15 protein-coding genes and 2 pseudogenes are annotated in these 15,643 nt (G+C 39.2%); 12 read left to right on the top strand and 5 right to left on the bottom strand.

What is annotated here, in order from left to right:
- Positions 1–93 precede the first annotated feature (93 nt).
- Both AC5YD2_RS08500 and AC5YD2_RS08505 read left to right on the top strand, forming a co-directional pair.
- On the top strand, positions 94–1,536 hold the full coding sequence (locus AC5YD2_RS08500) for an MFS transporter (protein ID WP_496125922.1): 1,443 nt from the start codon (positions 94–96) through the stop codon (positions 1,534–1,536).
- An 80-nt stretch (positions 1,537–1,616) separates the two neighbouring features.
- Positions 1,617–2,849, top strand: coding sequence for a CaiB/BaiF CoA transferase family protein (locus AC5YD2_RS08505; protein ID WP_496125923.1), 1,233 nt, complete (start codon positions 1,617–1,619; stop codon positions 2,847–2,849).
- 89 nt (positions 2,850–2,938) lie between these two features.
- Here AC5YD2_RS08505 and AC5YD2_RS08510 read toward each other — a convergent pair whose 3' ends face one another.
- Together AC5YD2_RS08510 and AC5YD2_RS08515 are read right to left on the bottom strand one after the other, a co-directional pair.
- A complete protein-coding gene (locus tag AC5YD2_RS08510) occupies positions 2,939–3,850 on the bottom strand; it encodes an alpha/beta fold hydrolase (protein WP_496125924.1) in 912 nt (303 codons plus the stop codon).
- Between the two features lie 88 nt (positions 3,851–3,938).
- Positions 3,939–4,487, bottom strand: a complete 549-nt coding sequence (locus tag AC5YD2_RS08515) for a PadR family transcriptional regulator (protein ID WP_496125925.1) — start codon at positions 4,485–4,487, stop codon at positions 3,939–3,941.
- A gap of 146 nt (positions 4,488–4,633) precedes the next feature.
- Here AC5YD2_RS08515 and AC5YD2_RS08520 point away from each other — a divergent pair, with 146 nt between their 5' ends.
- The 4 genes from AC5YD2_RS08520 (at position 4,634) to AC5YD2_RS08535 (ending at position 8,118) form a co-directional block, all read left to right on the top strand.
- On the top strand, positions 4,634–6,658 hold the full coding sequence (locus tag AC5YD2_RS08520) for an oxidoreductase (protein WP_496125926.1): 2,025 nt from the start codon (positions 4,634–4,636) through the stop codon (positions 6,656–6,658).
- 89 nt (positions 6,659–6,747) lie between these two features.
- On the top strand, positions 6,748–7,155 hold the full coding sequence (locus AC5YD2_RS08525; RefSeq protein ID WP_496125927.1) for a nuclear transport factor 2 family protein: 408 nt from the start codon (positions 6,748–6,750) through the stop codon (positions 7,153–7,155).
- 62 nt (positions 7,156–7,217) lie between these two features.
- Positions 7,218–7,457 (top strand): hypothetical protein, encoded by a 240-nt coding sequence (locus AC5YD2_RS08530; protein ID WP_496125928.1) that lies wholly within the window; start codon positions 7,218–7,220, stop codon positions 7,455–7,457.
- Positions 7,458–7,695: 238 nt separating this feature from the next.
- Positions 7,696–8,118 carry a hypothetical protein gene (locus AC5YD2_RS08535; RefSeq protein WP_496125929.1) on the top strand — a complete coding sequence of 141 codons (423 nt, stop codon included), beginning with the start codon at positions 7,696–7,698 and terminating at the stop codon, positions 8,116–8,118.
- Between the two features lie 52 nt (positions 8,119–8,170).
- Here the strand turns inward: AC5YD2_RS08535 and AC5YD2_RS08540 are convergent, their stop codons facing one another.
- Positions 8,171–8,602, bottom strand: a complete 432-nt coding sequence (locus tag AC5YD2_RS08540; protein ID WP_496125930.1) for an internalin — start codon at positions 8,600–8,602, stop codon at positions 8,171–8,173.
- Positions 8,603–8,830: 228 nt separating this feature from the next.
- Here AC5YD2_RS08540 and pyrG point away from each other — a divergent pair, with 228 nt between their 5' ends.
- From pyrG to AC5YD2_RS08570, 6 genes and pseudogenes are all read left to right on the top strand, one after another.
- Positions 8,831–10,471, top strand: a complete 1,641-nt coding sequence (gene pyrG / locus AC5YD2_RS08545; protein WP_496125931.1) for a CTP synthase — start codon at positions 8,831–8,833, stop codon at positions 10,469–10,471.
- Positions 10,472–10,519: 48 nt separating this feature from the next.
- The gene (gene kdsA / locus AC5YD2_RS08550; protein ID WP_496125932.1) at positions 10,520–11,377 is read left to right on the top strand and encodes a 3-deoxy-8-phosphooctulonate synthase; all 858 of its coding nucleotides are present in this window, start codon (positions 10,520–10,522) and stop codon (positions 11,375–11,377) included.
- Positions 11,378–11,421: 44 nt separating this feature from the next.
- Positions 11,422–12,711: a phosphopyruvate hydratase gene (gene eno / locus AC5YD2_RS08555; protein ID WP_496125933.1), complete on the top strand. Its 1,290-nt coding sequence runs from the start codon at positions 11,422–11,424 to the stop codon at positions 12,709–12,711.
- A gap of 12 nt (positions 12,712–12,723) precedes the next feature.
- Positions 12,724–13,113 carry a septum formation initiator family protein gene (locus tag AC5YD2_RS08560; RefSeq protein WP_496125934.1) on the top strand — a complete coding sequence of 130 codons (390 nt, stop codon included), beginning with the start codon at positions 12,724–12,726 and terminating at the stop codon, positions 13,111–13,113.
- Positions 13,079–13,816 carry a 2-C-methyl-D-erythritol 4-phosphate cytidylyltransferase gene (gene ispD, locus AC5YD2_RS08565; RefSeq protein WP_496125935.1) on the top strand — a complete coding sequence of 246 codons (738 nt, stop codon included), beginning with the start codon at positions 13,079–13,081 and terminating at the stop codon, positions 13,814–13,816. Before AC5YD2_RS08560 ends, ispD begins: the two co-directional genes overlap by 35 nt.
- A gap of 228 nt (positions 13,817–14,044) precedes the next feature.
- Positions 14,045–14,401 (top strand): annotated as a pseudogene (locus AC5YD2_RS08570) (FAD-dependent oxidoreductase); the annotation flags it as partial.
- Here AC5YD2_RS08570 and AC5YD2_RS08575 read toward each other — a convergent pair.
- Both AC5YD2_RS08575 and AC5YD2_RS08580 read right to left on the bottom strand, forming a co-directional pair.
- Positions 14,396–15,190 (bottom strand): annotated as a pseudogene (locus AC5YD2_RS08575) (FAD-dependent oxidoreductase); the annotation flags it as partial. The pseudogenes AC5YD2_RS08570 and AC5YD2_RS08575 overlap by 6 nt on opposite strands.
- 265 nt (positions 15,191–15,455) lie before the next feature.
- A partial coding sequence (locus AC5YD2_RS08580) for a transposase (RefSeq protein WP_496124951.1) occupies positions 15,456–15,643 on the bottom strand: 188 nt, incomplete at its 5' end.

The raw sequence follows: 15,643 nt of genomic DNA on the forward strand, positions 1-15,643 counted from the left end.
ACTGATATAAAAACAAGAATAATCATAAGTTTATATAGGGAAGTATTTAAGCTTAGAACCGATGACTCATTTGGGAAAATGAGGGTATGGATGATGAATAATGAAATACAAAATAGTGATGTGATGGGATTAAAACTTCCTTCAAATGTGGGTACAGCACATAAGATCACGTCGAAAACATGGAAGCTGGCTTTTATATTTGCATTTGTCTCGCTGGTAATCGACGGCGTAGATATCATGTTGCTGTCATTTAGTTTAACCAGTTTAAAAGCTGAATTTGGCTTAACCAATTTTGAAGCAGGGATGTTAGGCAGTGCTTCATTGGCAGGTATGGCGCTAGGTGGTATTACGGGTGGATGGGCTTGTGACAAATTTGGTCGTGTAAAAACGATTGCTTGGTCAGTGGTTTTCTTTTCGATTATGACCTGTATTTTGGGTTTTACCCAAAGCTATGAGCAATTTATGATTTTACGCTTTATTGGTGCCTTTGGTTTGGGTTCACTTTATATGGCGTGTAATACCTTGATGGCTGAATATGTTCCCACCAAATATCGCACAACCGTACTGGGAACACTTCAAACGGGTCAAACTGTGGGTTATATCGTCGCAACTTTAATGGCAGGTGCGATTATTCCTGATCATGGCTGGCGTATGTTGTTTTATGTCACCATTATTCCAGCGGCTTTTGCTTTAATCTTTATGCGTTATGTACCTGAGCCTGCATCTTGGCAAGAAGCAAAAATTAATCAGCTTAAGCGAAAACAATTAAAGCTTGATTCGATTGCAACACAGATCAATCAACCTGTTTCAGCACAACCGACGGCTAAAGTATCTGAAAGTATTTATAAACGTATTTTCAGTCATACCCAACATCGCAAAATGTTCTTGCTTTGGATGACCACGGCGGCCTTCTTACAGTTTGGTTATTATGGTGTAAATAACTGGATGCCGATGTATCTTGAAACTGAACTGAATATGAACTTTAAAGCCCTAACGGGTTATATGGTAGGTGCATATACAGCGATGATTTTGGGTAAAATACTAGCGGGTTACGCAGCTGATAAGTTAGGACGTCGAATAACCTTTGTCTTTGGTACGGTCACGACTGCGGCATTCTTACCTGTGATTATTTTCTTTAATACACCGGACAATATTGCATATCTATTGGTGATCTTTGGTTTCCTATATGGCATTCCCTACGGTGTAAATGCAACGTATATGGCTGAGAGTTTCTCAACAGATGTACGTGGGACTGCGATTGACGGTGCATATAATATGGGACGCTTGGGTGCTGCGATAGCTCCAGCGACGATTGGGATGATTGCGGCTGGAAGCTCATTCACCATGGCATTTATTGTAATGGGCGCAGCTTACTTCATCGCAGGTGTGATTCCGGGATTATTGATTCGTGAACGTCAATACGATCCGCAACAATCCTCACTGGTTAATCCAGTCAAAGAAGATAGCAGTATAGCGGGTGGCACAACAACAGAAACGACTGTCAAAGCTGATACGTTAAGCACCAGTAAAACCTAAAAAATAATGAAAGTTTCAAGCTTGGAAGCTTTCTTTGAGAACGTTAAATGCCAAGCTTGAAATGAAGGGAGTGATGGAAAATGGGCGCATTACAGGGAATTCGTGTTTTAGATCTAAGTCGTGTGTTAGCGGGGCCATGGTGCGGACAAATTTTGGCAGACTTAGGTGCGGAAGTGATTAAAATAGAACGTCCAAAAGTCGGGGATGATACGCGGACTTGGGGGCCCCCTTGGATGATGAGTTCATCTGGTGAAATGACACGTGAGTCGGGCTATTTTCAATGTGCGAATCGGAATAAGTATTCGGTTGCGATTGATATAGCGACAGTAGAAGGTCAAGCACTGGTTCGAGATATTGCGATGAATTCGGATGTGGTCATCGAAAACTACAAAGTCGGTTCATTGGCTAAATATGGGCTGGATTTTGAAACCTTGAGTGCGATCAATCCGAAATTGGTGTATTGCTCAATCACAGGCTTTGGTCAAACTGGACCACGTGCTGAAGAACCCGGCTATGACTTTGTCATTCAAGGGATGTCAGGGTTAATGAGTATCACCGGTGAAAAAGAAGGCGAGCCAGGAGCAGGGTCTCAAAAGGTGGGTGTTGCTGTAGTTGATATTCAAACAGGGCTTTACGCCACTGTAGCCATTCAGGCGGCATTGATCGCAAGACAACATACAGGTCGCGGGCAATATATTGATATTTCATTATTAGATGTTCAAGTTGCGACATTAGCCAATCAAGGCATGAACTATCTCACTACGGGTGTTTCTCCACAGCGGATGGGTAATAGTCACCCAAACATTGTGCCATATCAGACCTTTAAGGCGAAGGATAAAGAGTTCATTATTGCATGCGGAAATGACAAGCAATTTAAAGACTTGTGCGTTGCGATTGGTTTGCCTGAATTATTAGAGGATGACCGTTATGTTAAAAACCAAGATCGTGTTAAACATCGAGTTGAACTGATTCAATATCTGAGTCAGCATTTCTTAACAGACAATGCAAAACATTGGGTAGATGCGATTCATCAGTATAAAGTGCCAGTCGGTGTGATCAACAGCATTGCAGATGCATTTGAAGAACCACAAATTCAGCATCGTAATATGGTTGTTCCAATTGAACATGCCTTAAACGACCAATTCAAAATGATTGCATCGCCCATTCGAATGTCGGACACGCCAGTAGAGTATCATCGTGCGCCACCGATGTTAGGTGAGCATACCTCTAAAATAATTAGTCGCTATCGTAATGAATCAGAAATTCAAGCCTTAGCAGATAAAGGTGTGATCGAGAACTTCAACTATAAGTAATCGGACAATACGGATTCATTTATCTGAATTTACTGATCATATACATATATAAAGGCTCTGTATCAGAGCCTTTTATTTTGGAAGTTGCTTTAAATATTATGTCTAAGAAATTTGGAAATTTCTTTGCTAAATTTTAGAGGTTCTGACGTTAATGGTGTATGTCCAGATCTTTCGAATAGAACCGTATTAGCATTTTGAACTGAGCTTGCAATTTCTAGCTGTCCATCGCGTGGATATAAGGTTGATTTCGCACCAATAAAAAAAGTTGTTGGACATTTTAATGACGCAAGCGCAGCACGATAATCTTCATCGTGATTGAGGTAATTGGAAATGTACCATTTCAAATAATCTAGCCGTTTAATCGGCAATACATGATTTTTCAGTTTTGGAATATTCAATGCAAATCTAAAGATTTTAGGGGTGTAAGGATCTGAGGCTTGTAATTGAATGAAATCAAGCCACATTCCAGTTAATGTATTACGATCTAAATCTGATAAATCATCAATGGATTGAATAGAAATTCTTTGATCTAAAAAATCATTGAGTGAGGCTAATAATTGTTTAACTTGAGGATGTTTATCACCGAGTAATCCATACGTCCATGATTCATCACAACTAATCTTGGGTGTTTGATCAATATGTAAATAAGCCTTAATTTTTGAAGCCAAATCACCGTAGTGAAAACCATGCATGGAGGTGGTTGCTCCCATAGAATATCCCATGAGAATGAACTGATCTAAGTTGAGTTGTTCAATTAGGCTTTTAACATCACGCCAATGATTTTCTATGGCATTTAAATCTTGAGGAATGGCACAATCTTTCGATCCACCAAACCCACGCCAATCTGGAATAATAAATTTAAATTGATTTAAATCAGTCACTATATAAGGCAACCATTGCCAGCTTTGCATACCTAAACCTGAGAGCACCAATACCGGTTCACCGCGGCCAATCATTCTGACATAAAGTTGCTCGCCGTCCGGCATTTTAAAGTGAGGCATATTTAAACCTTATTTTTATTTTGAGAAGATATTTGAGTTAATCATGGCTATTTTATATGTCTTATATGAGAATCCGAAGAGGAATCATTTATTCTGATGCTTGATCAAACTGTTTAAGTTGATGGATCACACGCTCTAACCAATTGATCCAACCTTGTTCGAGTTCGATACCCAACTGCAAAATCATTTTATGAATATAGAGTTTTCGATCTTGATCATTGGAATGGGCAAAGTCTTTATCAAAAATGATTTGATAAAGTTTTAACTGATTTTGATGCAAAATTAAATGGCGTTCCAACTCTGGCAATAAAGTATTTTGTCCTAATTGTGCTTCGACACGTAAACGAACCATCAGTTCTTCACGTAACTGAGCGGGTTGACCTTGTTTATTGAGCCATTCAGTCAGTTCAATTCTTCCAGCCAATTCGACTTGATAGGTTTTCTTTCGCCCCGTATCTTTTTCATTGTCTACAACTGAAATCCAAGCTTTGGATTGCATGGCACCCAACTCTCTGTAGATTTGTTGGTGGGTGGCTTTCCAAAAAAATCCCATCGACTTATCAAATCGACGTGCCAATTCAAAACCTGAGCTTGGTCTTTCAAGTAAACTGGTGAGTAGCACATGGGACAAAGACATTATATTTTTTCTGACAGAATTGATATCGGCCTATTATGCAACATGTTGCACAAAATGCAATTCTCGCTTATAAAGTTATTGAATACGAATGCAACACATTGTACTAAACAACAAAAATGCCAGCGGAAGCCAGCCAAGGAGTACTGATGTCAAATTATCCAAATTTACTTGCGCCTTTAGATTTAGGATTTACTACATTAAAGAATCGTGTCTTGATGGGATCAATGCACATTGGATTAGAAGAAGTACCCGGCGGCTATGATCGAATGGCTGCATTTTACGCAGAGCGTGCGGCGGGTGGTGTCGGCTTAATTGTAACGGGGGGAATCGCACCGAATGATGCGGGGGTGACGTTTGCAGGTGGATCAAAATTAGACACACGAGAAGAAGCTGAAAAACATAAAGTGGTTACCCAAGCTGTACATGATGCAGGTGGTAAGATCGCGATGCAAATTTTGCATACAGGACGTTATTCTTATCAAGCTGATAATGTCGCGCCATCTGCGATTCAAGCACCCATTAATCCAACAAAACCACATGCTTTGACGTCTGCGGAAGTGAACCAAACCATCGCGGATTTTGCCAATTGCGCGAAGTTGGCTCAGTACGCAGGCTATGATGGCGTTGAAATCATGGGCTCAGAAGGCTATTTGATCAATGAATTTATCGCTGCGCGTACCAATCATCGTGATGATGAATGGGGTGGTAGTTATGAAAATCGGATTCGTCTACCCATTGAAATCGTCAAACGTACCCGTCAAGAAGTGGGTGAGAACTTCATTATTATTTATCGTCTCTCGATGCTAGATTTGGTTGAAGGCGGTTCAACCTTAGATGAAGTGATTTACCTTGCCAAAGAAATCGAAAAAGCGGGTGCAACGATTATCAATACAGGGATTGGTTGGCATGAAGCTCGTATTCCAACCATTGCCACCAAAGTGCCACGTGCTGCATTCACATGGGTGACTGAAAAACTAAAAGGTCATGTCAAAGTGCCTTTAATTACTTCAAACCGCATTAATACACCTGAAATGGCTGAGCATGTATTGGCTTCAGGACATGCGGATATGGTGTCTATGGCACGACCATTACTGGCGGATTCTGCATTTGTGAATAAAGCTGAAGCGGGTAAAAGTGATGAAATCAATACCTGTATTGGTTGTAACCAAGCTTGTTTAGATCATATTTTCTCATTAAGGATTGCCACTTGTTTAGTCAATCCACGTGCGTGTTTTGAAACAGAACTGATTTTTAAACAAAGTGAGCAAGTTAAAAAAATTGCGGTGATTGGTGCAGGTCCAGCAGGCTTAAGTTTTGCAACCTATGCCGCAGATCGTGGTCATCAAGTCACGATTTTTGATGCAGCGCCTCAAATCGGTGGTCAATTTAATATTGCTAAAACGATTCCGGGCAAAGAAGAGTTCTACGAAACACTACGCTATTTTAAACGTCAAATTGAACTCAAACCAAATATCAAATTAAAGTTGAACCATACCGCAACATTTGAAGAGTTAAATGATTCGGATTTTGATGAAATTGTGGTGGCGACAGGTGTTACTCCACGTCATCTTGATATTCCAGGAATTGATCATCCGAAGGTCTTGTCGTATATCCAAGTGCTCAAAGATCGCGTGCCCGTAGGTAAGCGCGTCGCAATTATTGGTGCAGGTGGTATTGGTTTTGATACCGCAGAATATTTAACCCATTCAGGTGATAGTTCGAGTTTAAATGCGGATAAGTTTTACGATGAATGGGGCATCGATACGAGTTATGCGAATGTGGGTGGTTTAAAAGAACCTGTGGTTGAGCAGTCTGAACGTGAAATTTATTTACTGCAACGTAAAGCGAAATCAGTAGGTGCAGGATTAGGTAAGACGACAGGTTGGATTCATCGCACAGGATTAAAAAATCGCAATGTGAACATGATTCCGGGCGTGAGCTATGAAAAAATTGATGATGCTGGCTTACACATATTAGTTGATGGTCAGTCGTCGGTGCTTGACGTTGATCATGTTGTGATTTGTGCAGGTCAGGAATCATTCACGGCGATGTTTGAGCAACTTCAACAGGCTGGAAAATCTGTACATTTAATTGGTGGCGCGAAAGAAGCAGGTGAGTTGGATGCGAAACGTGCAATTCGTCAAGGCGCTGAATTAGCTGCAACTATTTAATCGATGCAGCTCCTCTTTGACTCAATATGATCAAAGAGGAGTCAACTTTTTGCAAAAATATAATTAATGAATTAAAAAAGGAATTTTATATGGCGATTCAACAGACTCAACAATCAATCGCGCGTTGGCATGAAATGTTAAATAACCGAGATATGTCTATTCTCAATGAGCTATTGGCGGATGATATTGTGTTTCGTTCACCTGTTGCATTTAATCCATATCCAGGTAAGCCAATTGTATTTTTTATTTTAAGCAATGTGATTCAAATCTTTGAAAACTTCACTTATCACCGTGAGTTTTATTCTGAGGATGGTTTAAATGTTGTATTAGAGTTTTCTGCGAATATTGGCGATAAAAAATTAAAAGGGATTGATATGATTCGTTTTAATGATGTAGGTCAAATGATTGATTTTGAAGTGATGATCCGTCCCAAAAGTGGTATTGAAGCTTTGGCGACTTTAATGGGGCAAAGAATGGCTCAAGCGCCATCTAATTAAGTTAAAAGAGTTGAATATGCTGATTAATTGGGCTAGTCAAAGTGTTAGTCATAGGATAAAAATTGTTAAATATAGATAAATTTAATATTGAGTATGTAAGTGATTCATCTCATGAGTATTTAACTGCCGAAATTTCATTCGATGGACAAATTTTGTGTCAAATAAGTCAAGAAGAAGGGCAAGAGAATATTGAGATAGAATTTTTTCATCTATTTTATAAAGATAAAAATGATGTTTTTTTTAAATTTAGATTATGTGATTTCTATTCCATCGTAGATGAAGCAATTCAAGGTCTTAAATAGTCAAGGATTACACATATATGAAGTTTACTAATTTAACCCGAATCGCGGATAAGGATTTTTCTTTAAAACCATAAGCTAAATGTAATTTTATGATTAGTTTTTAGTGTTATCAGACCAAAGCATAGACTTTTTTATGCTCAAAATGATGGATAAGTCTCAAGATGAATGATCTCATTTCCTTAAGCAGGATTCGGGTTAATTTAATTTTTAGTTAACCACCTTAATAGCTGAAGTTTCAATGAATCAAATCGATATTATTTTGAGTTATTTTAAGAAAGTTCATCCTTATATGGGATTGGAATACCTTTGGTATTCATGCGATGGTGAATTTGATTACGAAGATTATCCAGAACTTCAAGTTGAGTATGATCCAGATACGGCATACTTTAAATCCCTTGAAGTGATGCTTAATAGTGGTAATGCATGTCTTTATTTTAACTCAAACTGTGAGGATATCTCTTTAAGGGGGCAACATTTATCTGTTTCAGCACAAGATCAGATAGAGCTTCTTAGGACTATTTGGATTGGTAAAGATGCTATGGACAAGATGGATGAGGAGAATGACTATCTAGGTTGGTGGTTCTTAATTTATTGTCCCTATGGGTTGTCACATAAAATATTTGATGAACAAGGCAAATTTATTAGATGGCACTACGAGTGATATCTAAAAACCGAGCTACTTAGCTCGGTTTTTATTTCAATCAATTCGATGACTAGTTTTCTAAAGCAGGGGTTGCAGCAGCAATGGCAGCCGCTACAGCATCATCTTCAGATTGGCTTGTAGAAGAGCTTGATTTCGGAGATGGAGTTGGCTTTTCCACTGCTGGCTTAGGCTCAGACTGTACCGTTGGTTTCGGTTCTGATTTTGGCTCTGGCTTTGGAGCGGCTTCTTCAGTAGCTGGTGTATCACGATATTCACGAGTAATGGTCGCAGTTGTATTATTTGAAACTTGATGCTCCACTGCCACAGGTGGTGCAGGAGGAATCTCAGCTTCTGTCGGCTCAACTGGATCTAATTGAGTTGGTTGTTGCTCAGTGGTTTCAACCGGTTGTTCCTGCTCTTGTTTCGGTTCTTCTTTTTTTACACATGCTGTTAAAACCAATGCAGTCGCAATTGCACCAGCAATTAAAAGTTTCTTATTCATAATCACTCAAAACAAAACTTGATAAATTGATGTTGCTAGTATAACAGCAAATTCACATGATGAAATCACCCTAAGTTTGTCTAAATCTTTATTGGAAATGATGATAGAATAACCAATTGTTTATTGTTCTTTGAATTGGTGCGGATTGACTTTGCTTTATTGGTACAAGGTAAAGTAAAATTGCGCAACATTGTAGGCCGAATTAGGCTTGATTGTACGAGAAACCCAATGACCCATTTTATTTTCGTGACTGGTGGTGTAGTTTCATCACTAGGTAAAGGTATTTCAGCTGCTTCAGTTGCTGCACTTTTAGAAGCCCGTGGTTTAAAAGTTACCATGGTCAAAATGGATCCATACATTAATGTCGATCCAGGGACAATGAGCCCATTCCAACATGGAGAGGTTTTTGTCACTGAGGATGGTGCTGAAACTGATTTAGACTTGGGTTATTACGAACGTTTCTTACGTCGTGCAAAAATGACTAAGTTAAATAACTTTACTTCAGGCCGTGTTTACCAAGATGTTTTAAACAAAGAACGTCGTGGTGACTATCTTGGCGGTACAGTTCAAGTTATTCCACATATTACGGATAATATTAAAGAGCGCGTACTTCGCGCTGGTGAAGGTTATGACGTTGCCATCGTTGAAATCGGTGGAACAGTAGGTGACATTGAATCTCTCCCATTCATGGAATCTGTACGTCAATTGATGGTTGAGCTTGGTCATAAACGTACCATGCTGATGCATCTTACTTTACTTCCATATATTAAATCAGCCGCTGAGCTTAAAACCAAGCCGACACAACACTCTGTTAAAGAGTTATTGTCGATTGGTATTCAGCCAGACATCTTGATCTGCCGTACTGAATACGATGTAGATGCAGACACTAAACGTAAAATCGCGTTATTTACTAATGTAGAAGCACGTGCGGTTGTTGTCTGTAAAGATGCACGTACAATTTATGAAATTCCACGTACGTTTTATGAACAAGACGTTGATGATCTGATCTGTGAACGCTTTGGCTATAACGATTTACCAGAAGCAGATTTGACGGATTGGGATAATGTTGTTGAGTCTTTACTGAACCCTCAATACACAGTACGTGTTGCAATGGTCGGTAAATATGTCGAACTTCCAGATGCATACAAATCTGTCAACGAAGCGCTTTTACACGCAGGTGTTAAAAACCGCGTTAAAGTTCAAATTGACTACGTCAATGCTGAAGAACTTGAAAGCCAAGATGTAAATGAAGTATTGAAAGATGCTGATGCAATCTTAGTTCCAGGTGGTTTCGGTGAACGTGGTACTGAAGGCAAAATGAAGGCAATTCAATTTGCACGTGAAAACAAAGTGCCATTCCTTGGTATTTGTTTAGGTATGCAGTTGGCAGTCATTGAATATGCACGCAATGTTGCGGGTATTCTTGACGCAACGTCTACTGAATTCAACCGTTCAACAAAATCACCATTGATTGGTTTAATCACTGAATGGTTAGATGAACGCGGTGAAGTCCAACAGCGTACAGCTCAGTCAGATCTTGGTGGTACGATGCGTCTTGGTGCACAAAAATCTGAATTGGTTGAAGGTACGAAGACTCGCGATGTATACGGCAATGCTGAAATTATCGAACGTCACCGTCATCGTTACGAAATGAATAACCGTTTTATTCCAACTCTTGAAGAGAAAGGTATGAAGATTTCAGGTTATTCACCAGTACAACGTCTAGTAGAAACTATTGAAATCCCTGAACATCCTTGGTTTATTGCTGTACAATTCCATCCGGAATTTACAAGTTCACCACGCGATGGGCATCCATTATTTGCGAGTTTTATCGATGCTGCAAAACAGCAATACGCTAAAACTAAATAATAACTGTATCGACGTTTTGATCGTTTAGGAACACACTAGGAAGTTTAAATGTCGCAACTAAAACCACAAGAAATTGTACGTTTAGGCGATATACAAATGGCAAATCACTTGCCATTTGTATTATTCGGCGGAATGAACGTACTTGAGTCAAAAGATTTGGCTTTTGAAATTGCTGAAACATATATTGATATCTGTACACGTTTAGATATTCCTTATGTATTTAAAGCAAGTTTTGATAAAGCCAATCGCTCAAGCTTAACTTCTTTTCGAGGTCCTGGTCTTGAAAAGGGTCTTGAATGGTTAGCCGACATTAAAAAACAATTTAATGTTCCGATCATTACTGATGTACACGAACCGTATCAAGCAGCACCTGTAGCTGAGGTGGCTGATATTATTCAGCTACCTGCCTTCCTCAGTCGTCAGACTGATCTGGTTGAAGCAATGGCAAAAACAGATGCCATTATCAACATTAAAAAAGCCCAATTCCTTGCACCGCATGAAATGCGTCATATTATGAATAAGTGCTTGGAAGCAGGAAATGACAAACTGATTCTGTGTGAGCGTGGCTCGGCATTTGGTTACAACAACTTGGTTGTAGACATGCTAGGTTTCGACACCATGAAAGAGATGAATGTTCCTGTATTTTTTGATGTGACGCATTCGCTTCAAACACCAGGTGGTCGTGCTGACTCAGCGGGTGGTCGTCGTGCGCAGATTTCGACACTAGCACGTGCGGGTATGGCAACAGGTCTTGCAGGTTTGTTCCTTGAGGGACATCCTGATCCAGATAAAGCGAAATGTGATGGTCCTTGTGCATTGCGTATGTCGCAACTAGAACCATTCTTAGCGCAATTGAAAGAATTAGATACCTTGGTGAAGGGTTTCAAAAAATTAGATACTCATTAATGCTAATTTTAGCATTTCGTTATTAATCAACTGAGGAATTGTTCATGAGCCAAATCGTTGACATTCGTGCACGTGAAATTTTGGACTCTCGTGGTAACCCAACCATCGAAGCAGACGTAATCTTAGAATCTGGTGTAGTTGGCCGTGCATGTGCACCATCTGGTGCTTCAACTGGTTCTCGTGAAGCTTTAGAACTTCGTGATGGCGATAAAGCTCGTTACTTAGGTAAAGGCGTTAAAACTGCGGTGAACAATGTAAATACATTGATCCGTGATGCATTGTTGGGTAAATCAGTTTTCGAACAAAAAGACATCGATAACACGATGATCGCTTTAGACGGTACTGAAAACAAAGAAAAATTAGGTGCAAACGCAACTTTAGCAGTGTCTTTAGCTGCTGCGCGTGCTGCTGCAACTGAAAAGAACATTCCGCTTTACCAATACATCGCAGACTTACGTGGTCAGTCAATCTTGACAATGCCTGTACCCATGATGAACATCATCAATGGTGGTTCACATGCAGACAACAACGTTGATATTCAAGAATTTATGATCGAGCCGGTTGGCTTTACTTCATTCTCTGAAGCGCTTCGTGCGGGTGCAGAAATTTTTCATTCTTTAAAATCAGTTTTAAACAAAAAAGGTTTAAACACTGCTGTTGGTGATGAAGGTGGTTTTGCACCAAACCTTCGTTCTAACGAAGAAGCGATTACTGTAATTCTTGAAGCAATTGGTCAAACTGGCTACAAAGCAGGTTCTGACATCATGCTTGCGCTTGACTGTGCATCTTCAGAATTCTATAAAAATGGTCAATACATCCTTGCTGGTGAAGGCAACAAAGCATTCACAAGCAATCAATTTTCTGATTATCTAGCGGGTCTTGTAAATCAATACCCAATTATCTCAATTGAAGATGGTTTGGATGAGTCTGATTGGGAAGGTTGGTCTTACCTGACTTCTATTCTTGGCGACAAAATCCAATTGGTAGGTGATGATTTATTCGTTACAAACCCGAAAATCCTTCAACGTGGTATTAATGAGAAAGTAGGTAACTCTATTCTGATTAAATACAACCAAATTGGTACGTTGACTGAAACTTTAGATGCGATCTACCTTGCTAAAGCAAATGGTTACTCTACAGTAATTTCTCACCGTTCAGGCGAAACTGAAGATTCAACCATTGCTGACTTGGCAGTGGGTACAGCAGCGGGTCAAATCAAGACAGGTTCATTGTGTCGTTCTGACCGTGTAGCGAAATATAACCAATTACTTCGTATTGAAGAATTGACTAATGCTGCATATCGCGGTAAAGCTGAATTCAAAGGTTTGAATTAAGTTTAGCTGTCCATGTTAGAAGTCTTTAAAACAACTTCCAGTAAAGTGATTTTGGTGGCTGCGATATTGATTATCGCAGTCTTCCAATATCGCTTTTGGTTTGGTGAGGGAGGTTATTTCCCTCATCAGGCTTTAGTTCAAAATATTCAACAACAAATTGAAACCAATGAAGAACTAAAAGAAAGAAACCGCATTCTCGCGGCAGAAGTGTATGATTTAAAAAATGGCGTAGAAGCGATTGAAGAACATGCACGTTTAGACCTAGGTCTGATTAAGCCACACGAAACGTTTGTACAAATGAGTACGGTAAGTACAAATTACAAACCGATTTATATTGATCCAACTGCACAAGTAGACTTAAGAACCAATGAGCGAGCTCCAGCTGAACCTGAACAACCGTAAGTTATGGGCTATTATTCCTGCCGCAGGTTCAGGGAGTCGTTTTTCAAAGACACAATTAAAACAGTATCAAACCATTCAAGATAAGACAGTCATCGAGCATACGGTTCAACGCTTGAATGATTTGCCACTGACAGCATATGTGTTAGCGATTGCTGAAAATGATGATTTTGCACAAACTTTAAATTTCAAAAATTCCGACAAAGCATTGTTTTGTTTGGGTGGTCAAGAACGAGTAAATTCTGTTTTAAATGCACTCAATTTTTTAAGTGATTTGGCAGATCCAAAGGATTTAGCCTTTGTACATGATGCAGCACGTCCGTGTGTGAGTCGTGAAAATCTTTTTAATCTGGTTCAAACAGCAATGAATGAAAATTGTAGCGCCATTTTAGCCACTCCAGTACGAGATACATTAAAGCGAGTACCTCAGATTCAACCTTCAACTCACGAAAATACCATTGATAAAACGGTAAGTCGTGAAGAGTTATGGCAAGCACAAACACCGCAAATTTCAACGATTGGCTTGTTGAAGTCAGCCATTGAAACCGCTTTAAAAGACCAAATCACGATTACAGATGAAGCAAGTGCTTTAGAATATATTGGTGAAAAAGTCAAAGTGGTGATGGGGCGCTCAGATAATATTAAGATTACATATCCTGAAGATTTAGAGTTAGCCCGACTGATTATTGCATCTCAAAATAGTTAATTTATAAACAATCAAGTAAAGGTATTTCATAAAGATCATGAAATGCCTTTTTTTATGGCAATTTTTAATTTGAAATAGACTTGAATATGATGACTATTCAGCATAGTTTGGTAGAAAGATAAGAAAAATCTTAACAAAGTTGAATCTTAATTTGTTGTGTAGATTTAACTTCAAATATTCTGAATAAGAAAATTCAGTTAAAACGATAATAATCTAATGAGGTGCTGTATGCATGTAGTTGTCATGGGTGCAGGTGTGATCGGAACTACCACCGCGTATTATTTGTCTAGAGCGGGTCATGAAGTGACGGTGATTGATCGTCAACCGAATGTAGCTCTAGAAACCAGCTTTGCCAATGCAGGACAAATTTCTCCAGGTTATGCTTCGCCTTGGGCTGCACCGGGAGTACCACTTAAAGCCTTTAAATGGATGTTTCAGCATCATTCTCCCTTAGCGATTAAGCTCACTGGAGATATGTATCAATACCAGTGGATGATACGCATGTTGGCAGAGTGTAATATTAATCGCTACCAAATCAATAAAGAACGCATGGTTCGCTTGTCTGAGTACAGTCGTGATTGTGTTGGTATATAAATTGTTAAATATTGTTTTACCTACGATTGGCGTTCCATCTGGTGTTGCAGGTCTTAAACCCGTCCAAAAATGTGCATCAGAAATATCACTTGCATTTGGAAACAACTGCTGCAATACCATTAAAAGCGTATCTTCACGCGTGCTATTTAAACTACGGTCAAAGCCATTAATTTCAGCCATCCCTCCTACACGAATACGATCATCAAAACGCGTCAGTGCAATTTTATAAGATTCATCTAAAATCGTGGAAATCGGTGATTTAGATTCATCTAATATTTTTGTTGTAATGGAATATCCCTTCAGTGGATAAACAGGTGCCTCTATACCGATCAGCTTCAACATTTCATGGCTATAACTGCCCAGTGCCATCACATACACATCGCCTTTAATCTTTGTTCCGTCTTTGAGAATAATCGCTTGGATTTGATCATTGCTTTTTAAAATTGATTTGATATGCGTATTAAATAAAAACTGCACACCCTGCTTTTTCGCGATTTCAGACAATTCTGTCGTAAATTTTTGACAATCGCCCGTTTGATCATTCGGTAAACGCAGACCACCTACGAAATCCACAGTTGCATGTGCAAGCGCAGGTTCAACTCGAATGACCCCCTCTTTATCTAAGAGTTCAAATGGAACGTTCTCTTCCTTAAGTACTTCTGTATCTTTACCCGCAATATCAAGTTGTTCTTGCTTTCTAAATAATTGCAGGGTCCCTAACTGCCTTTCATCAAAATGAATTTGAGTGTCTTGACGCAGTTGATCTAGACAAGGCATGGAACTTTGGGCTGGACAATGTCATGTGGTTCGGCACAATTGTTATCGGATATTATTTCTCAGCAAAAACCAGCAATTGAATATAATGATCTGAATATTTTTAGATATCAATCTTAATACTCTTCCAAATCAGCTGGAAATAGAGGGTATGAGGCTAATCATTTTCAAATGAATTTCTAATTTAACCTGAATCGCGGATAAGAAATTGACTTGAAAAATAAGAGGACTAGAGCCATCAGTTGAGTTATAGCCAAATATGAAACATAAGCTACATCATCTTAAATACGATATCCAGAGCTTCCTGAATGGTTTTATTGTTCTGAGCAATGATGTGCCTGACTTTACTTTTTAAGACAGACCATGCTTTTTCAATAGGATTGAGGTCGGGACTATACGCAGGTAGATAAACGATTCTTGTCTTATATTTTGCTGCTAAATCATCAATCGCTTGACCTT

The organism is Acinetobacter sp. CY73 (assembly GCF_059515865.1).